Source organism: Bacillus sp. LR_5 (assembly GCF_042709275.1).
The window spans coordinates 1-23,420 of record NZ_JAVAXX010000079.1; the positions used below are offsets into that span (position 1 = coordinate 1).

General features: G+C 42.2%; 25 protein-coding genes. 16 read left to right on the top strand and 9 right to left on the bottom strand.

Annotated features, from left to right (window positions below; genetic code table 11):
- Positions 1-33: 33 nt before the first annotated feature.
- The gene (locus tag RAC86_RS17005; RefSeq protein ID WP_003221303.1) at positions 34-300 is read left to right on the top strand and encodes a UPF0223 family protein; all 267 of its coding nucleotides are present in this window, start codon (positions 34-36) and stop codon (positions 298-300) included.
- A gap of 31 nt (positions 301-331) precedes the next feature.
- Here RAC86_RS17005 and RAC86_RS17010 read toward each other — a convergent pair whose 3' ends face one another.
- Positions 332-970, bottom strand: coding sequence for a YktB family protein (locus tag RAC86_RS17010; RefSeq protein ID WP_014113665.1), 639 nt, complete (start codon positions 968-970; stop codon positions 332-334).
- A gap of 239 nt (positions 971-1,209) precedes the next feature.
- Here RAC86_RS17010 and RAC86_RS17015 point away from each other — a divergent pair, with 239 nt between their 5' ends.
- The 3 genes from RAC86_RS17015 (at position 1,210) to RAC86_RS17025 (ending at position 2,787) form a co-directional block, all read left to right on the top strand.
- Positions 1,210-1,398: a hypothetical protein gene (locus RAC86_RS17015; protein WP_009967148.1), complete on the top strand. Its 189-nt coding sequence runs from the start codon at positions 1,210-1,212 to the stop codon at positions 1,396-1,398.
- Between the two features lie 137 nt (positions 1,399-1,535).
- Complete coding sequence (suhB, locus tag RAC86_RS17020; protein ID WP_014113666.1) at positions 1,536-2,333, top strand: inositol-1-monophosphatase; 798 nt, start codon at positions 1,536-1,538, stop codon at positions 2,331-2,333.
- Positions 2,334-2,358: 25 nt separating this feature from the next.
- Positions 2,359-2,787 carry a GNAT family N-acetyltransferase gene (locus tag RAC86_RS17025; protein ID WP_014113667.1) on the top strand — a complete coding sequence of 143 codons (429 nt, stop codon included), beginning with the start codon at positions 2,359-2,361 and terminating at the stop codon, positions 2,785-2,787.
- A gap of 76 nt (positions 2,788-2,863) precedes the next feature.
- Here RAC86_RS17025 and RAC86_RS17030 read toward each other — a convergent pair whose 3' ends face one another.
- Complete coding sequence (locus tag RAC86_RS17030; RefSeq protein WP_072566221.1) at positions 2,864-3,778, bottom strand: class I SAM-dependent methyltransferase; 915 nt, start codon at positions 3,776-3,778, stop codon at positions 2,864-2,866.
- Between the two features lie 438 nt (positions 3,779-4,216).
- Entirely contained in the window at positions 4,217-5,782 is a 1,566-nt protein-coding gene (gene nprE / locus RAC86_RS17035; RefSeq protein ID WP_014113669.1) for a neutral metalloprotease NprE, read from the bottom strand.
- Positions 5,783-6,068: 286 nt separating this feature from the next.
- Between nprE and RAC86_RS17040 the strand changes: the two genes are divergently transcribed.
- Genes RAC86_RS17040 through RAC86_RS17055 form a run of 4 tightly spaced genes read left to right on the top strand, consistent with a single transcriptional unit; the run spans position 6,069 to position 9,079 of the window.
- Positions 6,069-8,009, top strand: a complete 1,941-nt coding sequence (locus RAC86_RS17040; RefSeq protein ID WP_072566222.1) for a hypothetical protein — start codon at positions 6,069-6,071, stop codon at positions 8,007-8,009.
- Positions 7,999-8,268, top strand: a complete 270-nt coding sequence (locus tag RAC86_RS17045) for a hypothetical protein (protein ID WP_072566223.1) — start codon at positions 7,999-8,001, stop codon at positions 8,266-8,268. Before RAC86_RS17040 ends, RAC86_RS17045 begins: the two co-directional genes overlap by 11 nt.
- Entirely contained in the window at positions 8,268-8,789 is a 522-nt protein-coding gene (ylaC, locus tag RAC86_RS17050) for an RNA polymerase sigma factor YlaC (protein ID WP_041521160.1), read from the top strand. The genes RAC86_RS17045 and ylaC overlap by 1 nt, the downstream gene beginning before the upstream one ends.
- Positions 8,786-9,079 carry a zf-HC2 domain-containing protein gene (locus RAC86_RS17055; RefSeq protein WP_072183304.1) on the top strand — a complete coding sequence of 98 codons (294 nt, stop codon included), beginning with the start codon at positions 8,786-8,788 and terminating at the stop codon, positions 9,077-9,079. Before ylaC ends, RAC86_RS17055 begins: the two co-directional genes overlap by 4 nt.
- Positions 9,080-9,119: 40 nt before the next feature.
- Here RAC86_RS17055 and RAC86_RS17060 read toward each other — a convergent pair whose 3' ends face one another.
- Positions 9,120-9,731, bottom strand: a complete 612-nt coding sequence (locus RAC86_RS17060; RefSeq protein ID WP_061187398.1) for a hypothetical protein — start codon at positions 9,729-9,731, stop codon at positions 9,120-9,122.
- A gap of 272 nt (positions 9,732-10,003) precedes the next feature.
- The gene (locus RAC86_RS17065) at positions 10,004-10,192 is read right to left on the bottom strand and encodes a YlaF family protein (protein WP_003221324.1); all 189 of its coding nucleotides are present in this window, start codon (positions 10,190-10,192) and stop codon (positions 10,004-10,006) included.
- Between the two features lie 112 nt (positions 10,193-10,304).
- Here RAC86_RS17065 and typA point away from each other — a divergent pair, with 112 nt between their 5' ends.
- Positions 10,305-12,143, top strand: coding sequence for a translational GTPase TypA (gene typA / locus RAC86_RS17070; protein WP_014113675.1), 1,839 nt, complete (start codon positions 10,305-10,307; stop codon positions 12,141-12,143).
- A 56-nt stretch (positions 12,144-12,199) separates the two neighbouring features.
- Positions 12,200-12,517: a YlaH-like family protein gene (locus RAC86_RS17075; protein ID WP_014113676.1), complete on the top strand. Its 318-nt coding sequence runs from the start codon at positions 12,200-12,202 to the stop codon at positions 12,515-12,517.
- A gap of 57 nt (positions 12,518-12,574) precedes the next feature.
- Here RAC86_RS17075 and RAC86_RS17080 read toward each other — a convergent pair whose 3' ends face one another.
- Entirely contained in the window at positions 12,575-12,784 is a 210-nt protein-coding gene (locus RAC86_RS17080) for a YlaI family protein (RefSeq protein ID WP_072183306.1), read from the bottom strand.
- Positions 12,785-12,866: 82 nt separating this feature from the next.
- Positions 12,867-13,496 (bottom strand): YhcN/YlaJ family sporulation lipoprotein, encoded by a 630-nt coding sequence (locus RAC86_RS17085; protein ID WP_061187401.1) that lies wholly within the window; start codon positions 13,494-13,496, stop codon positions 12,867-12,869.
- A gap of 155 nt (positions 13,497-13,651) precedes the next feature.
- On the opposite strand from RAC86_RS17085, the gene RAC86_RS17090 reads away from it, so the two are divergent.
- A complete protein-coding gene (locus RAC86_RS17090) occupies positions 13,652-14,980 on the top strand; it encodes a PhoH family protein (RefSeq protein ID WP_014113678.1) in 1,329 nt (442 codons plus the stop codon).
- A 2-nt stretch (positions 14,981-14,982) separates the two neighbouring features.
- Here RAC86_RS17090 and RAC86_RS17095 read toward each other — a convergent pair whose 3' ends face one another.
- A complete protein-coding gene (locus tag RAC86_RS17095; RefSeq protein ID WP_014113679.1) occupies positions 14,983-15,468 on the bottom strand; it encodes a hypothetical protein in 486 nt (161 codons plus the stop codon).
- Positions 15,469-15,570: 102 nt separating this feature from the next.
- On the opposite strand from RAC86_RS17095, the gene glsA reads away from it, so the two are divergent.
- From glsA to RAC86_RS17120, 5 genes are all read left to right on the top strand, one after another.
- Positions 15,571-16,500, top strand: coding sequence for a glutaminase A (gene glsA / locus RAC86_RS17100; protein ID WP_072566224.1), 930 nt, complete (start codon positions 15,571-15,573; stop codon positions 16,498-16,500).
- A 97-nt stretch (positions 16,501-16,597) separates the two neighbouring features.
- The gene (locus tag RAC86_RS17105; protein WP_003221339.1) at positions 16,598-16,879 is read left to right on the top strand and encodes an Fpa/YlaN family protein; all 282 of its coding nucleotides are present in this window, start codon (positions 16,598-16,600) and stop codon (positions 16,877-16,879) included.
- A 199-nt stretch (positions 16,880-17,078) separates the two neighbouring features.
- Positions 17,079-18,290, top strand: coding sequence for a cell division protein FtsW (gene ftsW / locus RAC86_RS17110; RefSeq protein WP_072566225.1), 1,212 nt, complete (start codon positions 17,079-17,081; stop codon positions 18,288-18,290).
- A gap of 74 nt (positions 18,291-18,364) precedes the next feature.
- Positions 18,365-21,811: a pyruvate carboxylase gene (gene pyc, locus RAC86_RS17115; protein ID WP_072566226.1), complete on the top strand. Its 3,447-nt coding sequence runs from the start codon at positions 18,365-18,367 to the stop codon at positions 21,809-21,811.
- A 61-nt stretch (positions 21,812-21,872) separates the two neighbouring features.
- Positions 21,873-22,004, top strand: coding sequence for a deoxyribodipyrimidine photo-lyase (locus RAC86_RS17120; protein ID WP_080376122.1), 132 nt, complete (start codon positions 21,873-21,875; stop codon positions 22,002-22,004).
- Between the two features lie 257 nt (positions 22,005-22,261).
- Here the strand turns inward: RAC86_RS17120 and ctaA are convergent, their stop codons facing one another.
- A complete protein-coding gene (gene ctaA / locus RAC86_RS17125; RefSeq protein WP_072566227.1) occupies positions 22,262-23,182 on the bottom strand; it encodes a heme A synthase CtaA in 921 nt (306 codons plus the stop codon).
- Positions 23,183-23,420 lie beyond the last annotated feature (238 nt).

Genomic DNA, 23,420 nt, shown 5'->3' on the forward strand with positions numbered 1-23,420 from the left:
CTAAGGGAAGCAAATCTATAAGGAGTGAAGAAAATGGAATACCAATATCCGATGAATGAAGATTGGACAACCGAAGAAGCAGTGGATGTGATCGCGTTTTTCCAGCAGGTTGAGCTTGCATATGAAAAAGGTGCAGATCGTGAAGAACTGCTTAAAGCTTACCGCCGTTTCAAGGAAATTGTACCGGGAAAGGCTGAGGAAAAAAAGATATGCGGCGAGTTTGAAGAACAAAGTACATACTCTCCTTATCGCACGGTCAAACAGGCGAGGGAATCTGATCAGGCGAAGATTAAGATGTAAGAAAAGAGCCGGGGGATACTCCGGCTCTTTTTTATGCTTGTGATACTTTTTGGGTGAAACGGTACAGAAAAGCAAGCTGCTTAAAGGCATCATCGATACGCTGAAGGAATTCATGGTTATTCATATTCAGCACTTCTTCTTTTTGAAGCTGGATGCCGCATAACAGCTCAGCTTTTTTTACAGTCTGCAAACGCTCAAACAGCGTCTTCAGCTGTTCCTTGTCCATTTCAGACTGCTTATGTACTCCCGGTTTTGTGTGATCTGCGGACCAAACGAAGCTGTCAGGGATATTCTTAGTAATGGTTTCCTGATTCGCTTCAAGCAATTTGCCGTATTCTTCTTTAATAGGGGATTCATATATAATCGCGAACCACACAAATACGTGGGTTTCCCATAAACCAATCTGAAAATGCGGCAGTTTTTTATAGCCTCTTTTGCTGTTTGCGAATGCGACCCAGCTGTCAGCAGGGGGATTGACGGATCTTCTTGCGTGCTTGGCCACATGAGGAAACATTTCATCCCCGGTTAAAGCTGATAAAGTTGGGGCAAAATGTTCGCCTAGAGCTGTTAGCTTTGGACGGACCGTCTCTTTTAATACCTCCATGCGCGCGTCTAAGCCTTCTATTGTAAATGTGTTAAAGTCTTCTTCCGTAAAACGCATTTGTGTCATGATTTTCCTCCTTCATGCTAAGTAAACATATTTTATCACAGTTCATACGAGCGTCAAAAAGATTGAGCGCGTTTGAAGAAAGGAGAAATGAGGTAATAAACGAATAGGTAAACACACAATTTTCAGAATCATGTTACGCGTAAATAGAACAATCATACGATATAAGAAGTAATCATTGTTGAATGGCAAAATGGGATGCTTTTTTACAAACAAATGATCTCTGGAAGGGGCGAAAGACAATGAGGCAAGTTGTAAAAGAGGGATTTAAGGAAGAGAAAAACAATCGTGTAGCTGTCTGGAGACTAGAGGTTGATTATGAATTGGCAACCCTATATGAAGCAATGCAAAAAGAAAATGAAGAACAGATTGAACAAAGCAAAAACAAACTTGAGCGACTCAGAAAAGAATGGATTCGTCTTAACGGGTAAAAAGCGATAGTGAAAACGAACCGCATGAATGGTTCGTTTTTACGTGAGAAGGGATATTTTTCATTTTCCTTGCTTTTTCACCGCCGTTATCAGTATCCTATAAAATAAAGGTCTACATAGAAGAGAGGTACGCACGAATGACAAATTGGACGGAAATTGATGAGATTGCAAAGAAATGGGTAAGAGAAGCAGGCACGAGAATTAAACAATCCATGAATGAAAGCCTGACAATTGAAACGAAATCAAATCCGAATGATTTAGTCACCAATATTGATAAAGAAACGGAAAAGTTTTTCATTGAACGCATTCAAGAAACGTTTCCGGGACACCGTATACTCGGCGAAGAAGGACAAGGAGACAAACTCCACTCACTGGAGGGAGTCGTCTGGATTATCGACCCGATTGACGGGACGATGAATTTTGTGCATCAGCAAAGAAATTTTGCGATTTCAATTGGAATTTTTGAAAACGGAGAAGGAAGAATCGGTTTAATTTATGATGTGGTGCATGATGAGCTCTATCACGCATTTAGCGGCAGAGGAGCTTATATGAATGAAACGAAGCTGGCTCCTTTAAAAGAAACTGCCATTGAAGAAGCGATTCTTGCCATTAATGCGACATGGGTAACGGAAAACAGAAGAATTGATCCAAGTGTGTTAGCGCCCCTTGTAAAAAGAGTCAGAGGCACACGCTCCTACGGTTCTGCCGCTTTAGAGCTGGCAAATGTCGCGGCAGGAAGAATAGATGCTTACATCACGATGCGGCTTGCACCATGGGATTATGCAGCCGGATGTGTGCTGTTAAATGAAGTTGGGGGCATCTATACGACCATAGAGGGAGAGCCGTTTACCTTTTTAGAAAATCACAGTGTGCTGGCCGGAAATCCATCCATACATAAAACGATATTTGAAGAGTATCTTCATGCTCAAAAGTAGGCCGTTTGAACAGGATGACCTCTGCTTGTTAGAGAAGCTCGCGGAGGCTCATCCTGTATGGAAAGAGGAGGAGTTTGGGGAGAAAGATGCAGAAAGCTATATGATCTCCTACTCCATGTACAACGGGTCATGGCTTATATGGGAAAAAGACGGTCAGCCTGTTGCCGTCAGCTATCATCTCGAGTGGGCGCCTTCCAACGGAAAGCCGTGGCTTGGAACGGTGCTGATTGACCCGGCTGAAGAAAAAAAGGGGCATGCGAGGATGATCATTGAACAGATCAGCAAATTGCTCGGAGCCAAACATAAAGCGATGTTTGCGGCAGTTCCCATTGACCGGAGTGAATGGATACTGTTTTTGAGCCAATGCGGCTTTGAACAGCTGAAAACGGAGAAAGATGAGACAGGCAAATCATTTATGATCATGGTGAAGCCTTTAGCAGAAGCTGCCGTCTGATAACGGCAGCTTATTTGTTGTATGCCAGTACCATAAAAAGCCTCCCAAAAATTGAGAGGCATCTGATGATAAAAAATTATTTTTTCACCGCATGAATATAATGAATCGTTTCAAACGCTGACAAATCGTCTGTTCGATTGTTGAAGAATTGGTCATTAATATCGTCTGGTGATAGATGTTCATAGATAAGTAAACCTGATGATTCTAACTGAATTTCAATTTCTTGATAAGTGAAACACGATTTCATCGGTTCTCCGCTTGCGGCAGCCATTTTTACCATATGTTCAACTCTATTTGACGTTCCTTTTGCTGTAAAAAGTGTTTCGTCAGCATAATCAAAAACGATAGAGCTTCCTGATGGGACATGAGAAAATAAATTTCTGATCAAGCTTGCATTTTCTTCTCTCGTTAAATAATAAGACACTCCCAGAAGGCTGAAGAATGTTTTTGTGTTTTCAAATCCTTCATCTATAAGAGGCTGATACGAAAACGTTTTGGTAAAATCCATAGGAACAAAGTGAAGATGTGCCGGAATTGTCAGATTTGCATCTTTCAGCTTATTTTTTTTGAATTGCTGTGTAGACGGATGATCAATCTCGAAAACTTGTAAGCTGTTTTCCAATTCAGGATGCCGAAAACAGAAAGTATCCAGTCCGGCCCCAAGAATGACATACTGTTTTGCCCCCAGCATCAATTCGTTGTGTAAAACTTTTTCACAATACGCAGCACGTGCTAAGGGCGTAGGCGACAGCTGGATTTGGGTAACCCATTTTAATATTTTTTCAGGATCATTTTGCAGACGTTTGGCCATCTCTTTGCTGAAAAACGATATTCCTTGAATCATATTCTCGCTGATGTTTGTAAACTCTTTTTCATTAATGAGGTCTTTTGCAATAAAATCATCAAAAATGAGAGACGTGTCATATCGGCTATGATATGAACGGGCAAAAGCTGAAACCAATGACGTTAAGCTGGACTCATTATTCCTCATGAAATGATCCTCCCATAAAAAAATAAGATTCCCCTGGCCAGGAGAATCTTATTATACCTACAAATATATTAATAGTAAATTATAGCATAAATAAAAATTTTTGTCAATGTTTTTGCTCTTTCTTCGATCGTGTGATCTTCATTTATTTCACCTGAGCCAAGTGTCTGCCGGAAGAATCTCCCTTAGCCCGGATTAATATTGTATACTGCAGCGTTGGCTTACTGCTGCTTTCGCATCTTTGCAGCTGAGCGGGGAAGACAGCATCGCTGCTTCCTGTACTGCACGCTTGCGGCTGTGTACTTCTCTTTTGCAAATCAGCAGCGGCTGCTGATTCTCATGGTATCATCCTTTCGGGGTGAATGATGATGCTTACAACGAAGAGAGAAAGCAAAACATGTAACGAAAAAAAGCCTGAGGGATCTCAGGCTTTTTTTAACATTACAATCCAACAGCATTCCAGGCTGCTTCAACTTTAGCGGCATCAGTTGACCCGTACAGATCACGGGCAGATTGAATAAGAGCTGCCTTGGCATCTTTGAACGTCGAAGAAGGCGTGAGGTACGTTGTTAACGCACGGTAATAGATCTGCTGTGATTTAGAGACACCAAGCTTTGTTATGGTATTGTAAGCGGCTTTATTTGGAATTCCGCTGTTTATGTGTACGCCGCCATAATCGCCTTCATCTGTATTTGGGAGGTTTCTGTAATTGGCGTAATTGTCAGGCTGATCGTATTTTGTTGGATTGGACAGGCTGCGGAGAGCAGGCTGGCTGACTGTAATGTCTTCACCGATATCCCAGTCTTCTGTATCGTTAAAATAACCGAATACGTCAGAGAAAGATTCGTTTAATGCCCCTGGCTGATTTTCATAAATCAGGTTGGCCGTTTCTTGAGTGACGCCATGTGTCATTTCATGTGCTGTCACATCTAATGAGCCGGAAAGCGGAGAGAAGAATGAACCGTCGCCGTCACCGTAAATCATTTGGTCTCCTGTCCATGCAGCATTATTGTACCGAGTGCCGTAGTGAACGGAAGAAACGATTTTACTGCCTTTGTTATCATAGCTGTTCCGTTTAAATGTCGAATAAAAATAATCGTACACTTTACCGAGATTATAGTGGGCGTCAACGGCTGCCCGCTGTGATGAAGATGTGAATGTATTTGTTGTACTTGAGACAAGCGTTCCCGGAAGGCGGCTTTGTCTGTTTTGCAAGTCATATGTAATGATTTGAGTGCCTGTTGGTTTTGAAAGATCTCTTAGAACGTATTTTCCGCTTTCATAAGAGATGTTCAAAGGAACAGTTGCGCCCTTTAGCGTTGTTCCGCTTCCAGTGGCAGCAGCATGTTCTACTTTGTTTTGCTGTTTTACTATACTGCCTGTTTCAGCATCAACTAAGACTTCCCAGTTGGCAGGTTCAGGTTCGATATAGCGAATCGTCACGTCGTAAGCAAGACGGTAGCTGCCGTCCTTTGTTTCTACGGCTTTTAACTCGGCTTTATTGCTGTTTTTGGCTGTTCCGTTAGAAACAGCGTCTGGTGATTTGCCGATGGCTTTGAAAGCGAGTGCCAGCGCTTTTTCAGAAGAGACTTTTTGGCTGTTTTCTGTTTTTGCAGCAGATTGATTTTGTAATTCACCATTGACCGCATAGACATTATCGGATTTATCGACGTGAACGATCACTTGTGAATCTTTAATAGGCACTCCGTTGATTACAGGCGCATATCGAAAGTGCTTGTACCCAAGGGCGTCAGTCGTGCTTTCAACAAGCTTCAGCCTTTTGGCAGGATCACCTTTGAAAATGTTGCTGTTCTTTTTCAAAAACTGTTTGACGGCCTTGTCATTTGGTGCAGAGAGCTCTGATTGTGCAATTGCATTTTTGGAGAGGAAATTTGTTTGATTCTCTTTAAGCTGATGACTTTCAGCAGCCTGAACACCAGGAAGGCTGATTGACAAACTCATAAACGAAGCAGCGACAGCAACAGACAATTTCTTACCTAAACCCACAATAAATCCCCCTTTTTGAAAATACTGAAATCTTTATATTGTTATATTAAACTAGCATTCTGGAATACTCAACAAAAACTAACATAACTAGACAAAATTGATAGAATTGTCCTGTGTTTATTTTTGTTAAATAATTTCAAGATGAGTCAAGTGTCATGTGATGTCTCATTGCAAGTGTTGTGTCTATTTACATATCAAAGGAAAGAGAAGAAATGTTTGTTGATTATTGAAACTTTTTGAAAAGCCGGCTGTCTAACCGGATGAGGCCTTAATAAGAAGTAAAGGATTGTTGTTCGTGTTGGAGTTATTCAGTCATTATGTATTGCATTTCGAACGTTATTTTATATTAAGCCGACAAAGCACCTTGCTGATCCAATGGTCAATTGTTGTTCTGGCGGGCTTATATCTATTGGTGCATCATCCTAAAATAAACCGGTACCGCACAATGTTCTTGGCAGGTGTTATATTGCGGATTGTGTTGCTGACGGGGGTGTCTGTTGAACTCATTCACCAGGTGCAAGCAACAAACTTTACCAGCGCTTACATTAGAGAGGACGGAAATGAACTGCTGCCGCTGCTGCATTTTTTGTTATACGGGTATGTTCTGCTGACGGCTTTTCACTATATGCTGATGCTTCGTGATCATGGCGGAAAAGGCATGTTTTATACATTCGATCTTGCCGTTGTCAGTTTGCCGATCGTACAAATGGTATTCAGTTTCTTTTCGTATTGGAAGGAATATCCTGATGGGATCGAGCCGATTGAATTCGTGTTTCTGTTTTTCATCATCATTCTTCCTATTGTTTTGAATGTACTGTTTTTCAAACAGTATTGGAGAACAAATAAGATTTTATTAGGTTTATTTTATACGATGATTATCGCCCTGCTTGTCCTGCTGCTTGCGCCGTATCCCAGTCAAATCTCGAAAGACTATGGTGCAGTGATGCCATATACAATTTATTTGACAATGGCGGGATTTTTGATGAGTTATCATCTGCTCAATAAGTCGGGAAAGATTTATGTGCGCGTGAATAAGTGGCTGACGATGGCTGTTATTGTATTTTTTATCTTGCTCTTAAATCCAATATATAACTTAGGAACGGCTGCTTTCGCTTTATCAAAGCCAGCAAATGTCCATGATTCATTCAATTTTGTAGGAGAACACATTTCATCTGAAAAAGCGGAACAGATTCTAAAGACATTTTTTCCTGCGGATGAGACATTGTATTTGCACGATACAAACATGGATGTGCATTATTTCTACTCATTTGAAAGTATGAGCTATGAGGCAGACGTCGATGAAGTATCCCAAATGATTCGCAATTATCAGTACTTGAAAAAGCCGAAGGGGAAGACGCTGGCTGATCAGGAGTACGTACGGAAGTCCATCGCTTTCCTTGAGCAACACGGACGTGTGTTAAATAAGGATCATATTGAAACAAAGGTATCTAAAGAAGACGGCCAGACAGTCGTTCGTATATTCCTGAAAAATCAATTTCATAAAAAAGATAATGCTGATGATGGCACAGTATTTTATTGGGAAAAGGAAACCTTAATGGGCTTTAGTGAAGACCCTTCGATTTATCAGCTTGATTCTCTTCGACATGTTCATATCACAGAACAAGATATACACGATAAAGTGAAGGGAATGTTTACAGCTTTAAAAATACCGAAACAGCTTTATCAAATCACAGATATTGAAAGCGACAGCCTGCTTGGAAGCTTAGTTCGAGTTGAAACAAAAGATGGAATTGTTTTGAACTTTGAGACCGACTCCGGCTGTTTACAAAATCTTTCGCTTCCTGTGAAAAAGAATATCTCATTGACAAACGACCGGCTGCTGCAGCAGATGTTATTGGTCTTCGGTGCTGATGTATCAGAAATCAAGAAAAAAAGTAGGCAGAGTGATAAAGTGGTATATTCTGATTCTTCTAATGCGTATGAGTTTTATGAAGATCAAGGGATGCTAAACGTTTATGTTTACAGCGATACACCCGATAAGGCATTTCCGTATACGTATCGTGATGGAAAATTGGCTTATGAAAAAGTAGCTTCTGCATACCAGGATGTTATTTACAAAAAACGAATGCGTCCGATCATCGTTCAAAGAGGGAATGAATGCTATTATGCATGGCTGATCATTATTCAGCCATTTGGCTCAAACCGCCATGATGCTTATGTGGTGGATGGAGAAACACAAGAGGTGAAAAATCTTTATGAAACATAAAGAAAAGGAGTCTGTATTTTTAGATTTATATGACCTATATAAAGAAGGAGAGCTAGAGGACGAATCAATGGAATGGATGGAACAGCATGAGCCCCTATACCAAAAGAATGCGGAATCCTTAAAGATTGAATCTTGTTCAGAGAGAAGCCCGGGTGCTGAAGAAGAGAGCCAAATAAGACATATGAAAGTATACCTGTCTTCCATGTATATCTGTTTCATATTATTGGCCATTTGGATGACGGTGTGGTTTTACTTTTAATGAAGCGTAGGGATTCTATTGAAGATTTGTATCGACAGTATTACCAAGAAATTTTAAATTATTTATATAGAAGGACTCATCACCTTGAAACAGCCAAGGACTTAGCGCAGGACACGTTTTTGAAAGCTCTTAACGGCTTGGCTTCGTTTAGGGGACATTCTTCCATCAGAACGTGGCTTTACACCATTGCACATCACACCTTTGTCAATTGGTACCGCAGGGATGTCAAATACCAATTTACTGATATCAGCAAGAATGAAGGATTAACGCAAACAACTTATGAGCAGCCTGAACAGTATTTGTCGCGGACGGTAAAAAGTGAAACCCTAAGGCAGGAACTCCTCCAGTTAAAGGATCAGCATCAATCCGTTTTGATTTTAAGAGAATTCCAAGAGCTTTCTTATGAAGAAATCGCTGAGATATTAGGATGGAGTCTTTCAAAGGTGAAAACCACACTTCACCGGGCCAGATTAGAGCTAAAGAAAAGCATGACGAAAAGAAGAGAGGAGGAGCGGATATGACCTGCTTTCTAGTAAGAGACCTGCTTCCTCTGTATCTTGAAGGTGATTGTAAAAGAGAAACGGAACACGTCATTAAAGAGCATATAAAGACCTGCAGCAGCTGCAGAGAAATGTATGACATGATGGCTGAGCCTTTTGAATTGGAGGGCGGACAGGCCGTTGTGGAGGCTTTTCTGCTGGAAGAAGAAATGCGGTTTAAACAGAGGTACTACGGTTTGCTAATCGTTAAAGCTGCCTGCTGGTTTGGAGCGGCGGTTGCCGTAATGCTCATCATCAAACTGCTGATATAAAGAAAAGCGCTTGTCCGGTTCCGGCAAGCGCCTTTTTAGTTTAAGCTTGAGGATGAATCATGTCGTAGATTGCGGCAAGCTGTTCTTGTGACAGAGCACTGAATAATTTTTCAAAAACGTCAGCTTCCAGAGGTGTTGCCCCTGCTTGTACCGCTGCATCTATATCATAGCTGTACACACCGTCTTGTAATACAATTGCTGCTTGAAGAATGTGAATCTTTAAAGAAACAGCGGAGAAAAATTGTTCAAGTGCGAGTGCTTCTTTTTCTGTGAAGCCAAGTTCAATTGCTTTTTCTGTATCAAATGTGTAATGTCCATCTTCGACATACACACATTGTGAAACAACGCTGAAAAATTCTGATGTCGACTCCCAGAGAGTTGCGATTACTTGAGCCTCTTCTTTTGTCATTCCTAACTCGACAGCTTTTTCACTGTCAAAATAATACACACCGTCTTGTTCGTATATACATTGATTTAATAAATCAATGTATGTATTGAGATCTTCATTTGTGATTGTCTGATGCTGCACATGAACATTGGAGTTATCAACCATTGTTTTTGCGCTGGCTGCATCAGGGCCGAACGTTAATAGAGCAGCTGAGGTCATTGCGGCAGTCGTTAGCATCGCTTTTTTTACAAATGTTTTCTTCATGTTTCTTCTCTCCCTTTTATGAATTGTGCTACGAATTCCATTATAGGGATAGATTAGCATCGGAAAAATAGGTTTTATGGTATTTTATGTATATCGTTGCCGAACTACTTTTTGCCGGTCACATGTGTCATTGTTAGAACGATTGTCTATGTATGAATGCTGTTTTGCATCTTCCCGACTAAGAAACAGGGGAGATAAGACTTAATGAAATGAAAAACACCGCTTCTTTGCGGTGTTTTTTTGATTACAATGTCTTCAGCGGGGTAATGCTTTTAATCAAGCAAGCCTTGCTCGCGCATTTTCTTTTTTAATGTAAATCCGCCGCCCATTACGGCACAAACAAGCACAATGCTGGCGATAATGCCTGCAGCGCTTTTTTCAGCGATAAAGACGCCGATCAGCATAATACTGAAAACTGCTGCAAATGCAAATAATAGTAAAAGCCAATTCATTTTTTTCATGTTTTCCATCCCCTTTTACGTCTTATATTAAGTTTACAGAAAAACGTGACGCTTTTAAAGAGGATGTGTGGTATAATATGAAAGTTATTTAATTTTATTAGGAGATGAAAAAGTGAAACTTCGAAATGATCTTCGCAACATCGCGATTATTGCCCACGTTGACCATGGGAAAACGACTCTAGTCGATCAGCTTTTACATCAGGCTGGTACGTTCCGTGCCAACGAACAGGTTGCTGAACGCGCAATGGACTCTAATGATCTTGAACGCGAACGCGGCATTACAATTTTGGCGAAAAATACTGCGATTAACTATAAAGATACACGCATTAATATTTTGGATACCCCTGGACACGCAGACTTTGGGGGAGAAGTAGAACGAATTATGAAAATGGTTGACGGTGTACTGCTTGTCGTTGACGCATATGAAGGCTGTATGCCTCAAACACGTTTCGTTCTGAAAAAAGCTCTTGAGCAAAATCTGAACCCGGTTGTTGTTGTAAACAAAATTGACCGTGACTTTGCCCGTCCTGAGGAAGTTATCGATGAGGTTCTTGATCTGTTCATTGAGCTTGATGCCAATGAAGAACAGCTCGAGTTCCCAGTGGTATATGCTTCCGCGATTAATGGAACAGCGAGTCTTGATCCGAAACAGCAGGATGAAAACATGGAAGCTTTATATGAAACCATCATTAAGCATGTTCCGGCACCTGTTGATAATGAAGAGGAGCCGCTTCAATTCCAAGTTGCCCTTCTTGACTACAACGACTATGTAGGCCGTATCGGAATCGGACGCGTATTCCGCGGCACGATGAAAGTCGGTCAACAGGTTTCTCTTATGAAGCTTGACGGAACGGCTAAGTCATTCCGTGTAACAAAGATTTTCGGTTTCCAAGGCTTAAAGCGTGTGGAAATTGAAGAAGCAAAAGCAGGAGACCTCGTAGCGGTTTCCGGCATGGAAGATATTAACGTTGGTGAAACGGTCTGTCCTGTAGACCATCAGGATCCTCTTCCAGTGCTTCGCATTGATGAACCGACACTTCAAATGACATTTGTCGTGAATAACAGTCCGTTTGCAGGCCGTGAAGGCAAATATGTAACAGCCCGCAAAATCGAAGAGCGTCTTCAGTCTCAGCTTCAGACGGATGTGAGCTTGCGTGTTGAGCCAACCGCTTCTCCTGATGCTTGGGTTGTTTCCGGACGCGGTGAACTTCACTTGTCAATTTTAATTGAAAATATGCGCCGTGAAGGCTATGAGCTTCAAGTTTCAAAACCTGAAGTTATCATCAAAGAAATCGACGGCGTACGCTGTGAGCCTGTTGAGCGTGTACAAATCGATGTTCCGGAAGAGCATACAGGCTCAGTTATGGAATCAATGGGTGCCCGCAAAGGCGAAATGATTGATATGATCAACAATGGAAACGGCCAAGTCCGTCTCATCTTTACAGTTCCTTCCCGCGGATTGATCGGGTACTCCACAGAGTTCCTATCATTAACACGCGGATTCGGTATTCTGAACCATACCTTTGACAGCTACCAGCCGATGCAGGCGGGCCAAGTCGGCGGACGCCGCCAGGGTGTGCTTGTATCAATGGAAAACGGAAAAGCGACATCTTATGGTATTCAAGGAATTGAAGACCGCGGTGTCATCTTCGTTGAGCCGGGTACTGAAGTATACGAAGGAATGATCGTTGGAGAGCATAACCGTGACAACGACCTTGTTGTTAACGTCAGCAAAATGAAACAGCAGACGAACGTCCGCTCTGCGACAAAGGATCAGACAACTACAATTAAAAAAGCGCGCATCATGTCTCTTGAGGAATCTCTAGAGTACTTAAACGAAGATGAATACTGTGAAGTAACGCCTGAATCCATCCGTTTAAGAAAGAAAATCCTCAATAAAAACGAACGTGAAAAAGCGGCTAAAAAGAAAAAAACAGCAGGATTGTCTTAATCTCTTGCAGAATTTGAAAAGATAGAACCCGCACTTTGCAGGGGAGGGGAATCTTTTTGAATGATGTAAGCGAACGCCTGTCGTTCTTCGCCGCTCTATATCAAGTAGACCGGCAGCCTGCGGCAGGCATGTGGCTGCTGTACGGCACGATTTTTGTGTTGGCTGTTATTGTATTTAAGCTTGGATTTGCTAAACGGCTTCCGGTATTAAAATCAGCAGTGGTGTATGTATTTCTGGCTTTGGGCTGCACTGTTTTGACCTTTTTAGGAGTGTTTTTGCCCGTGGCAGAGGGATTGGTCGTCGCTGCGATGATTTTAATCATTTACAAAATTCGGCTGTATCAGTCGAAAAAGGGACAGTCTGCAAAATCATAAAAAGACTCAGCTGAGAAGCTGAGTCTTTTTTGTGTTGTGTATGGTAAAGCGGCTGCTTTATTTTTTGACTTTTTCTTTTTTTTGCTGTCCCGGGTGAAAAGTGAATTTTCCCGTTTTCAGCCGTTCTTCTGTTTTTTGGGCAATCCGGTCGTGGCATTCCTGGCACATATATGTATGGATTGGGCGGTTTCGAAGCCGTTTCGCGATCAGGGTATCATCATCAATTGTTTCAATTTTATCGCAAATAGAACATTGGACCCTCATCATATCACCTCTTTCACTAATATGTATTATAGCACGGATCAGAAGCTGTCCAAAATAAGAAAAAGCTAAAGCGCGAGGCTATAGCTTAATCATTGTTATTCTTTTTCATATGATGATCAGATTGATCGTTTTGCTCCTGTTCCATTTCCTGCTGCTGCTTTCTGTTTAATTGGTCATTTTGCTGCTTTGTTTGCGGCTCGTCTTCATTGTCAATCACATCGTTAGGCACTTCCGGAAGCACTCGGCCGACAATCGCAGCTAATTCATCTAGTATGCCTGTTACCGGACGGCCTTTACTGATTTCTCTGCTCATTTCATTCAGGCGGCTGACCGTATCTGGGTCAGCAATGACAACTGCGTTGGCACCATATCGATCATTTTTTAAAGCCTGTGCCACAGAATATTTAATCGTTTCCACTTTGCTTCTATCCAAAGTATCATCGACATCAATCCCAACAACGGCATAACCTCCAAGCACAACGGCTGTTGCATCCTTGACATCGGGATTTTTTTCAGCAACGCTGACAAGATGCTTGGCAATATCCGTTCTTGTTCCATTGTCTTTTGTCTCCTGAGTTGTGTCCTTTACGTGAATCGGTTTGGTTTCCTGCTGTCTTGTTGATTCTTTTTCAACATTCTGATCCTGTTTTCCTTGTTGGTAGGCACATGCGGACAGGATAAGCGTCAGCTGTATGAGAATGAAAAGAATTCGCACTTGCGGGTTCCCTCCTTGAAATGCATTCATTAATTTTATTGTTGAATTAACCTTCTATCTTTATGCACAAAAACATATATTTTAGCAGGCATTCACCTTTTTTCATCGTAAGAGAAGCAGGAAGAACTTTGACCCTTATATCAGGAGGCTGAGACTTGAGTAAAATTTATGTGTTAGATACGAATGTGTTATTACAGGATCCTAACGCGATATTTTCTTTTGAAGAAAATGAGGTTGTCATCCCTGCTGTCGTATTAGAAGAGGTTGATTCAAAGAAACGGTATATGGACGAAGTTGGGAGGAATGCAAGGCACGTATCTAAGCTGATTGATGCGCTAAGACAAAAGGGCAGGCTGCATGAGCATGTTCCGCTCGACACGGGCGGCACACTGAGAATTGAACTGAATCATCGTTCGTTTCACCAGCTGCAAGAGATCTTTATTGAAAAGACGAACGATAATCGCATATTAGCCGTTGCGAAAAACTTAAGCCTCGAGGAAGAAACGAAGGAGAATGGCAGGCCGGTTATCCTCGTCAGCAAGGATGTACTTGTCAGAGTGAAAGCGGACGCAATCGGACTGCTTGCCGAAGATTTCTTAAATGACCGGGTCGTGGACAATGATGAAATGTACAGCGGCTATAAGGATTTATATATCAGCCAGCAGCTGTTCAACTCTTTTTATGGTAAAAATCAAATTTCAGTAAATGATATAAAACAGCACGCGTTTTATCCGAATCAATTCGCATTAATGAAGGATGAGCTGGGAGGATCCTCCTCTGCAGTCGGAATTGCAGATAAAACCGGAACGGTATTAAAAAGACTCGTATTTGATGATGAACATATATGGGGAATCAGACCGAAAAATGTTCAGCAGACAATGGCATTAGAGCTTTTGCTGCGTGAAGATATTCCGCTTGTCACCCTGATCGGAAAAGCGGGAACCGGCAAGACGCTTTTAGCATTGGCAGCGGGACTATTACAGACAGAAGACTTAGGAATATACAAAAAGCTGGTCGTGGCGAGACCGATTGTTCCTGTTGGCAAAGACATCGGATACTTGCCGGGCGAAAAAGAGGAAAAGCTAAAGCCTTGGATGCAGCCGATTTTTGACAACTTGGAGTTTCTGTTTAATGCGAAAAAACCGGGGGAGCTTGAGGCCATTCTGGCAGGTATTGGCTCAATTCAGGTAGAGGCGCTGACTTATATCAGGGGGAGAAGCATTCCAGATCAATTTATTATTATTGATGAAGCGCAAAATTTGACCAGGCATGAGGTAAAAACACTGCTGACGAGAGTCGGTGAGGGGAGTAAAATTGTCTTAATGGGCGATCCTGAACAAATTGATCACCCATATTTAGACAGTCTGAACAATGGTTTGGCCTATGTGGTTGAGCGGTTTAAAGGACAACCCATCTCAGGCAGCGTGAAGCTGTTAAAAGGTGAGAGATCAGGCCTCGCCCAGCTTGCAGCTGACTTGCTGTAATACTAAATGATTTCGATTTCTTTTATATCGGTGATGGGCTGTTTGTGATCAACTGGATCTTCAAAGTAAATATGAACGGGGCCGCCTTCTTGAATCGGTTTGCCTGCCTCACTGAAATGGACAATACTGTTCAGAGCGGTTTCCAGAGGAACGGCGGCCTTTCCCGAACTTGTGACAAATACGCATTGTGTCGCAGAGCTGGGCGGCTCGGCATTTTTCAGCACAGTCCCAAGTTTCATTGCAAAGCTGCCGTTCATCAGTTTTTGCTTCTCGTATTGTTTTTCCGTCTTTAATGTCGGCGGCGCAATCCGGCCCTCTCTGATGACGCGTTCAGGATCAAGATCGGATTCATCCCCGGCTGATTGTAAATGTGAGTCTTGACTTGCCCCTTTGCGGTCAAACGAAAATTTGCGATCATCAAAAATCCATACGCTTGGATCAATGGTGATCGGATATGTAACATTGCCTTTTACTTGTATAACGCTCATGATATAACCCCCTTCTCTCAAAATTATAAAAGTTTTCGCATGAATTGTCACTTTGTGTACAAATTATGTGTATTGAAATGCTCAGGGAGCGAGGGTGGTTGCATGGTATGCCGGCATAATGACGAGCTTGAAGCCTTAGTGAAAGAGGCGAAAAAGGTGACGGACAAGGGGGAGGTAGCCAGCTATATTCCTGCCTTGGCAAAAGCCGATAAACACGATCTGTCAGTGGCGATTTATTATTCCAATAATATTTGTCTGTCAGCAGGTGATGTAGAAAAAACATTTACACTTCAAAGTATATCGAAAGTCCTCTCACTTGCTTTGGTATTAATGGAACACGGCAAAGATAAGGTCTTCAGCTATGTTGGACAGGAGCCGACCGGTGATCCGTTTAACTCAATTATCAAGCTGGAAACAGTGAATCCGAGTAAGCCGTTAAACCCTATGATCAATGCCGGGGCTTTGGTAGTGACAAGCTTGATTAGAGGGAAAACGGTGAAAGAGAGACTTGATTATTTACTTTCTTTTATCAGAAGACTGACAAACAACCAAGAGATTACTTACTGCCGGGAAGTGGCTCAATCCGAATACAGCACATCAATGATTAATCGGGCAATGTGTTATTATATGAAGCAGTACGGCATTTTTGAGGATGATGTAGAAGCGGTAATGGATTTATACACGAAGCAATGCGCGATAGAGATGAACAGTCTGGATTTGGCGAAAATCGGATCTGTATTTGCGCTGAACGGCAGACAACCTGAGACTGGAGAGCAAATCATCCCAAAAGATGTCGCCAGGATTTGCAAAACATTTATGGTGACGTGCGGAATGTACAATGCAAGCGGGGAATTTGCAATTAAGGTCGGAATTCCTGCAAAAAGCGGCGTATCCGGAGGGATTATGGGCCTTTCACCCTACGATTTCGGGATCGGCATTTTTGGCCCGGCATTGGACGAAAAAGGGAACAGCATTGCAGGTGTAAAGCTTTTGGAAATAATGTCTGAGATGTACAGGCTGAGTATTTTTTAATTTATCTCATCTGCTTAAATCCTCTTGCATTTTCTGCTGATACCCTTTATGATAAATAGAAGAATTAGGTACTCGCCTGGGGAACGGAGGGATACTTTTGGCTTCAGAGATGATAGTTGACCATCGGCAAAAAGCTTTTGAACTCTTAAAAGTAGACGCTGAGAAGATTTTGAAGCTGATCCGAGTACAAATGGATAACTTAACGATGCCTCAATGTCCTCTATATGAAGAGGTTTTAGATACTCAAATGTTCGGGCTTTCGAGGGAAATCGATTTTGCTGTCCGCCTGGGATTGGTTGATGAAAAAGACGGTAAAGACCTTTTATACACATTGGAGCGCGAATTGTCTGCTTTGCATGACGCGTTTACAGGTAAATAAATGATAAAACTCAAACTTATTAACAGTTTGGGTTTTTTTATAACCGCTAATTTTCTCTCACTAAAGACGGTCTTTTTTTACACATTCCTTCCGAATCGTATAGAGATTCTTCGTCTCATTTGATAAATTGTAGTAAAATAAAAAAGATAAATACATAAAACCATAGATAATGGAAGTTGGAAGCAGGGAAGAGGATGTTATGTTAAAAAAAATGCTCAAATCTTATGATTACTCACTGATATTCGCAATTGTTTTACTATGCGGATTCGGTTTAGTGATGGTATACAGTTCAAGCATGATTACGGCTGTTTCACGATATAACGTAAGCAGTAATTTTTTCTTCATGCGGCAGCTGTTTGCTTTAATTGCAGGTGGCGCTCTTTTTATTCTCATGGCTGTGTTTCCTTACAAAGCACTGGCTCATCAAAAGTTTCAGAAGGGAATACTGCTTGTTTCTGTTCTTGCGCTTATCTCGCTGTTTGTATTCGGTCATGTTGCCGGAAACGCGCAAAGCTGGTTTAAAATCGGCGGAATGAGTATCCAGCCGGGGGAGTTTGTTAAACTGGTAGTGATTTTATACCTTGCAGCCGTATATGCCAAAAAACAAAGCTATATCGACCATCTGTTAACGGGAGTAGCCCCTCCGGTTGTCATGACGCTTGTGATTTGCGGGTTAATTGCCATGCAGCCAGATTTTGGTACAGCCATGATTATCGGCCTAATTGCGACGTGCATGATCTTGTGCTCCGGTTTCAGTGGAAAGACGCTGGTGAAGCTTGTTTTGCTGGGCGGCATTGTTTTAATTTTAGTCAGCCCGATTATTTATTTAAATCAGGACAAAATTTTAACTGAAGGCCGTTTGGCACGTTTTGAGAGTCTTGAAGACCCATTTAAGTATGCAAATTCATCAGGTTTACAAGTGATCAATTCTTATTATGCGATCGGCTCAGGCGGCATTTTCGGTCTGGGGCTCGGTGAAAGTATCCAAAAATACGGATATCTGCCTGAATCACACACTGACTTTATTATGGCTGTCATTGCTGAAGAACTAGGTATTTTTGGGGTATTGTTTGTGATTTTTCTATTGGGCTTTATCGTAATAAAAGGGTTTTATATAGCCAGAAAATGCGAGGACCCGTTTGGGAGTCTTCTAGCGATCGGCATTTCGAGCATGATTGCCATACAATCGTTTATTAACCTTGGCGGAGTCAGCGGATTAATTCCGATTACAGGGGTTACGCTGCCATTTATCAGTTACGGGGGCTCTTCTTTAGTACTGCTGCTAGCGAGTATGGGGATATTAGCGAATATCAGCATGTTTGTGAAATATTCAGAGAATAAGAAAAAGAGAGAGCCCTTGGCGCCGAAGGGAATGAAAAAGAAACAGCTCAAAAAAACTGTTTATCTGTAAAAAACAAGTGTGTACAGGGGAAGGGTATTCCGCTATGATAGATTATATTCCATTCGGGTAAGGGGGAGAAACGTTTGTCACAGCAATCGATACAAAAAGTATTAGTAGCAAACAGGGGAGAAATTGCAATCCGAATATTCCGGGCGTGTACCGAGTTGAATATTCGTACAGTTGCGGTCTATTCAAAAGAAGATTCCGGTTCCTACCATCGGTACAAAGCGGATGAAGCATACCTGGTCGGTGAAGGGAAAAAACCGATTGATGCTTATCTGGATATTGAAGATATCATAGATATTGCGAAAAGAAACAAAGTCGATGCGATTCATCCGGGATACGGTTTCTTATCTGAAAATATCCATTTCGCGAAACGATGTGAAGAAGAAGGCATCGTGTTCATTGGTCCAAAGTCCGAACATCTAGATATGTTTGGTGACAAGGTAAAAGCGCGTGAGCAGGCAGAAAAAGCTGGAATCCCTGTGATTCCCGGAAGCGACGGCCCTGCAGAAACGCTTGAAGCAGTCGAACAATTTGGACAAACTAATGGTTATCCTATTATCATTAAAGCTTCACTGGGCGGCGGCGGCCGCGGTATGCGGATTGTCAGATCTGAAAGTGAAGTCAAAGAAGCATATGAGCGTGCAAAATCAGAGGCAAAAGCAGCCTTTGGCAATGATGAAGTGTATGTAGAAAAATTGATTGAAAATCCGAAACATATTGAGGTTCAGGTGATTGGTGACAAGCAGGGCAATGTCGTCCACCTTTTTGAGAGGGACTGTTCTGTTCAAAGACGCCACCAAAAAGTCATTGAAGTGGCGCCGAGTGTCTCCCTGTCACCTGAATTAAGAAACCAAATTTGTGAAGCGGCAGTTGCACTTGCGAAAAATGTAAACTATATAAACGCTGGTACGGTAGAGTTTCTTGTTGCAAACAACGAATTCTACTTTATTGAAGTAAACCCTCGCGTACAAGTTGAACACACGATTACAGAAATGATTACAGGTGTCGATATCGTTCAAACACAGATCCTTGTTGCCCAAGGGCACAGCCTTCACAGCAAAAAAGTAAATATCCCTGAGCAAAAGGACATTTCTACAATCGGCTATGCCATTCAGTCACGGGTTACGACTGAGGATCCGCAAAATGATTTCATGCCTGATACAGGAAAAATCATGGCTTACCGCTCAGGCGGCGGTTTTGGTGTCCGTCTTGATACCGGAAACAGCTTTCAAGGCGCCGTGATCACGCCATATTATGATTCACTTCTCGTTAAGCTTTCAACTTGGGCTTTAACGTTTGAACAGGCGGCGGCCAAAATGGTCCGAAACCTTCAGGAGTTTAGAATCAGAGGCATTAAAACAAACATTCCTTTCCTTGAGAACGTTGCAAAGCATGAGAAGTTCCTGACAGGGCAATATGATACGTCTTTCATTGATACAACACCTGAATTATTTAATTTCCCTAAACAGAAAGACCGCGGAACAAAAATGCTCACTTACATCGGCAATGTGACAGTGAACGGTTTCCCTGGAATCGGGAAAAAAGAAAAACCGGCGTTTGACAAACCGATAAACGTAAAAGTAGACATAGATCAGCAGCCTGCCAGAGGAACAAAGCAAATTCTCGATGAAAAAGGTGCTGAAGGGCTTGCAAATTGGGTTAAGGAACAGAAATCTGTCCTTTTAACTGATACGACATTCAGAGACGCTCACCAATCATTATTGGCGACGAGATTCAGATCGCATGATTTGAAAAAAATCGCGAATCCGACGGCTGCGCTATGGCCTGAGCTATTCAGTATGGAAATGTGGGGAGGCGCGACCTTCGATGTAGCCTACCGATTCCTGAAAGAAGATCCGTGGAAGCGATTGGAGGACCTTCGCAAAGAAGTGCCGAATACCTTATTCCAAATGCTGCTTCGTTCATCTAACGCGGTCGGCTATACGAATTATCCGGATAATGTGATTAAAGAATTTGTGAAGCAATCTGCTCAATCCGGTATTGATGTGTTCCGTATTTTCGACAGCTTAAACTGGGTAAAAGGGATGACGTTAGCCATTGATGCCGTTCGGAATACCGGCAAAGTGGCAGAAGCTGCGATTTGTTACACGGGAGATATCCTTGACAAGAACCGTACGAAATATGATCTTGCTTATTATACGTCGATGGCGAAGGAGCTTGAGGCTGCCGGAGCCCATATCCTTGGAATTAAAGATATGGCAGGGCTGTTAAAACCGCAGGCTGCATATGAACTCGTTTCTGCTTTGAAAGAGACGATCGACATTCCGGTTCACCTTCATACGCATGATACGAGCGGCAACGGTATTTATATGTACGCAAAAGCTGTTGAAGCCGGCGTTGATATCATAGACGTGGCGGTCAGCTCAATGGCAGGATTAACGTCTCAGCCAAGCGCGAGCGGATTTTATCATGCGATGGAAGGGAGCGCCCGCCGTCCGGAAATGAATGTCCAAAACGTTGAAATGCTGTCCCAATATTGGGAGTCAGTTCGTAAATACTATAGCGAATTTGAAAGCGGAATGAAGTCTCCGCATACTGAAATTTATGAGCATGAAATGCCTGGGGGCCAATACAGCAACCTGCAGCAGCAGGCGAAGGGAGTAGGCCTAGGCGACCGCTGGAACGAAGTCAAAGAAATGTACAGACGCGTCAACGATATGTTCGGCGACATCGTGAAGGTCACGCCTTCCTCTAAAGTAGTCGGAGATATGGCGCTCTACATGGTGCAAAACAATCTGACTGAAAAGGACGTTTACGAAAAAGGCGAACAATTAGATTTCCCTGATTCTGTCGTGGAGCTTTTCAAAGGAAACATCGGCCAGCCTCATGGCGGATTCCCGGAAAAACTACAAAAGCTGATCTTAAAAGGACAGGAGCCGATTACGGTCAGACCGGGAGAACTGCTTGAGCCGGTATCCTTTGAAGCGATCAAACAGGAATTTAAAGAGCAGCATAACTTGGAGATTTCAGATCAAGATGCTGTGGCGTATGCCCTTTATCCTAAAGTCTTCTCTGATTATGTGAAAACGGCAGAAAGCTATGGAGACATTTCGGTATTAGATACGCCGACATTCTTCTATGGCATGACATTAGGTGAAGAAATAGAAGTGGAAATTGAGCGCGGAAAAACACTGATCGTTAAGCTGATTTCAATCGGCGAGCCTCAGCCTGATGCCACTCGCGTCATTTATTTCGAACTGAACGGACAGCCGCGTGAAGTTGTCATCAAAGATGAAAGCATTAAGTCTTCCGTTCAGGAAAGACTGAAAGCGGACCGGACAAACCCAAGCCACATCGCAGCCTCCATGCCTGGAACGGTTATTAAGGTATTGACTGAAGCAGGTACAAAAGTCAATAAAGGTGATCATTTGATGATCAATGAAGCGATGAAAATGGAAACAACGGTTCAGGCGCCTTTCTCAGGAACAATCAAGCAGGTTCATGTGAAAAATGGCGAGCCGATCCAAACGGGAGATCTGCTTCTCGAAATTGAAAAAGCATAAAAAACAAGAGTGTATATCATTTGATATACACTCTTGTTTTTTATGAAAGAAGCGTAGGGAAATGAAAATTGTGTGGTTTAGAAGAGATCTAAGGCTTGAAGACAATACAGCACTGTCACAAGCCATTTCCTATATAAAACAAAAACAGGATTATCTGCTGCCGGTCTTTCAGATACTTTGTAGTATGATATGAGCCATAAATATTTCTTAAAGGCACTATCTTTGTATGAAGCATGGCAAAAGGGCTCTATCTGCACATTTTTATCATGAAGCAATACTTATGTTTCGCAGGCTGTGCGGTTTTTTAGCATGATGACAAAAAATACGGAGCACAGCGAGCCGCTCAATGATCATCAAGTCCAGCGGAGAGGCTGGCCATTGAAACGTATGAAGCGGCAAAAAACATGATACAAAAAAGACCAAAGCGCAGAAAGCTTTGGTCTAGAGTTATTATGATTGTCTTGATTCATAACGGAAGCGTGCAATCAATAATAAGAAGTAGCATAGAACACCAAACAGGCAGGCAATAAAGAACGAGTGGGCAAGTGCAAAGCCCAGAGCCAGTTCAGAGTATACGATCATAATACCGGACAGCGCCTGTAATGTAATAAAAATAAGACATGAGATCCATCCCCAAAAGATCTGCTTTTGATCTTTATAGGAAGTAATAGCATGAACAGCGGCCACAATAATCCATACAAACAACAGCAATGCTGCTGCTCTATGGCCCATTTGCACCCATTCATGGAATTGGGTCGGAAGTCCATTGTTCAGCGGGCTGCACAGCGGCACATCAGGACATGCCAGACTTGATTCGGTATGTCTTACATATGCGCCTGTATACACAACGATATAGGAGTATATTAAAATCCCTATCATGTGAAATTGCATTTTTTTGCCGATTTGAAGCGGCTTAACCAGTTTTCTAACTGATTTGTCGGCTTCAAATATGAGCAATGTCAAAATGAGCACTGAAGCAAAAGAAATCAATGAGATGCCAAAGTGAAGCGCCATAATCAGCGCGTTTGAACCGAATACGACAGCCAATGCGCCAAGCAGTGCCTGTAAAAATAAAAAGATAATAGACATGATCGCGAGAAACGTTGTTTCACGGAAAATCGGTGTGATTTTTCTCCATGACCAAAACGCAAGGCTTAACACAAGGATAATAGAGATCCCGCTTGCGAACCTGTGGCTCCATTCAATAATTGAAGCCGGATTCATTTCAGGGAAAAAACGGCCGTGACACAGCGGCCACTGTCTGCCGCAGCCTTGGCCGGAACCTGTTTTTGTAACGAGAGCTCCCCCGATTAAAACAATAAGCATGACAAATGTTGTCAGAACACCGAGAGCTTTTAATGCTTTATTCATACAATATTCACCTTCTCAACATACTGCTGCGTTTTTATATACGTTCCAAGTGTAAGCGAATATGTGTTTTGTGGCAATTCTTAGAGCCTTTTGTTCACAAAAATATAATAGAATGACGGCTATCGGAAAATGTACACTTGATTATTCATGCCGGGTCTGATAGAAATAAGGTAAACGCACTGCCAATTTGGCGATTGCCTTCATCTTTGGTAAAATTCATAAAAAGTTCACAAATAAA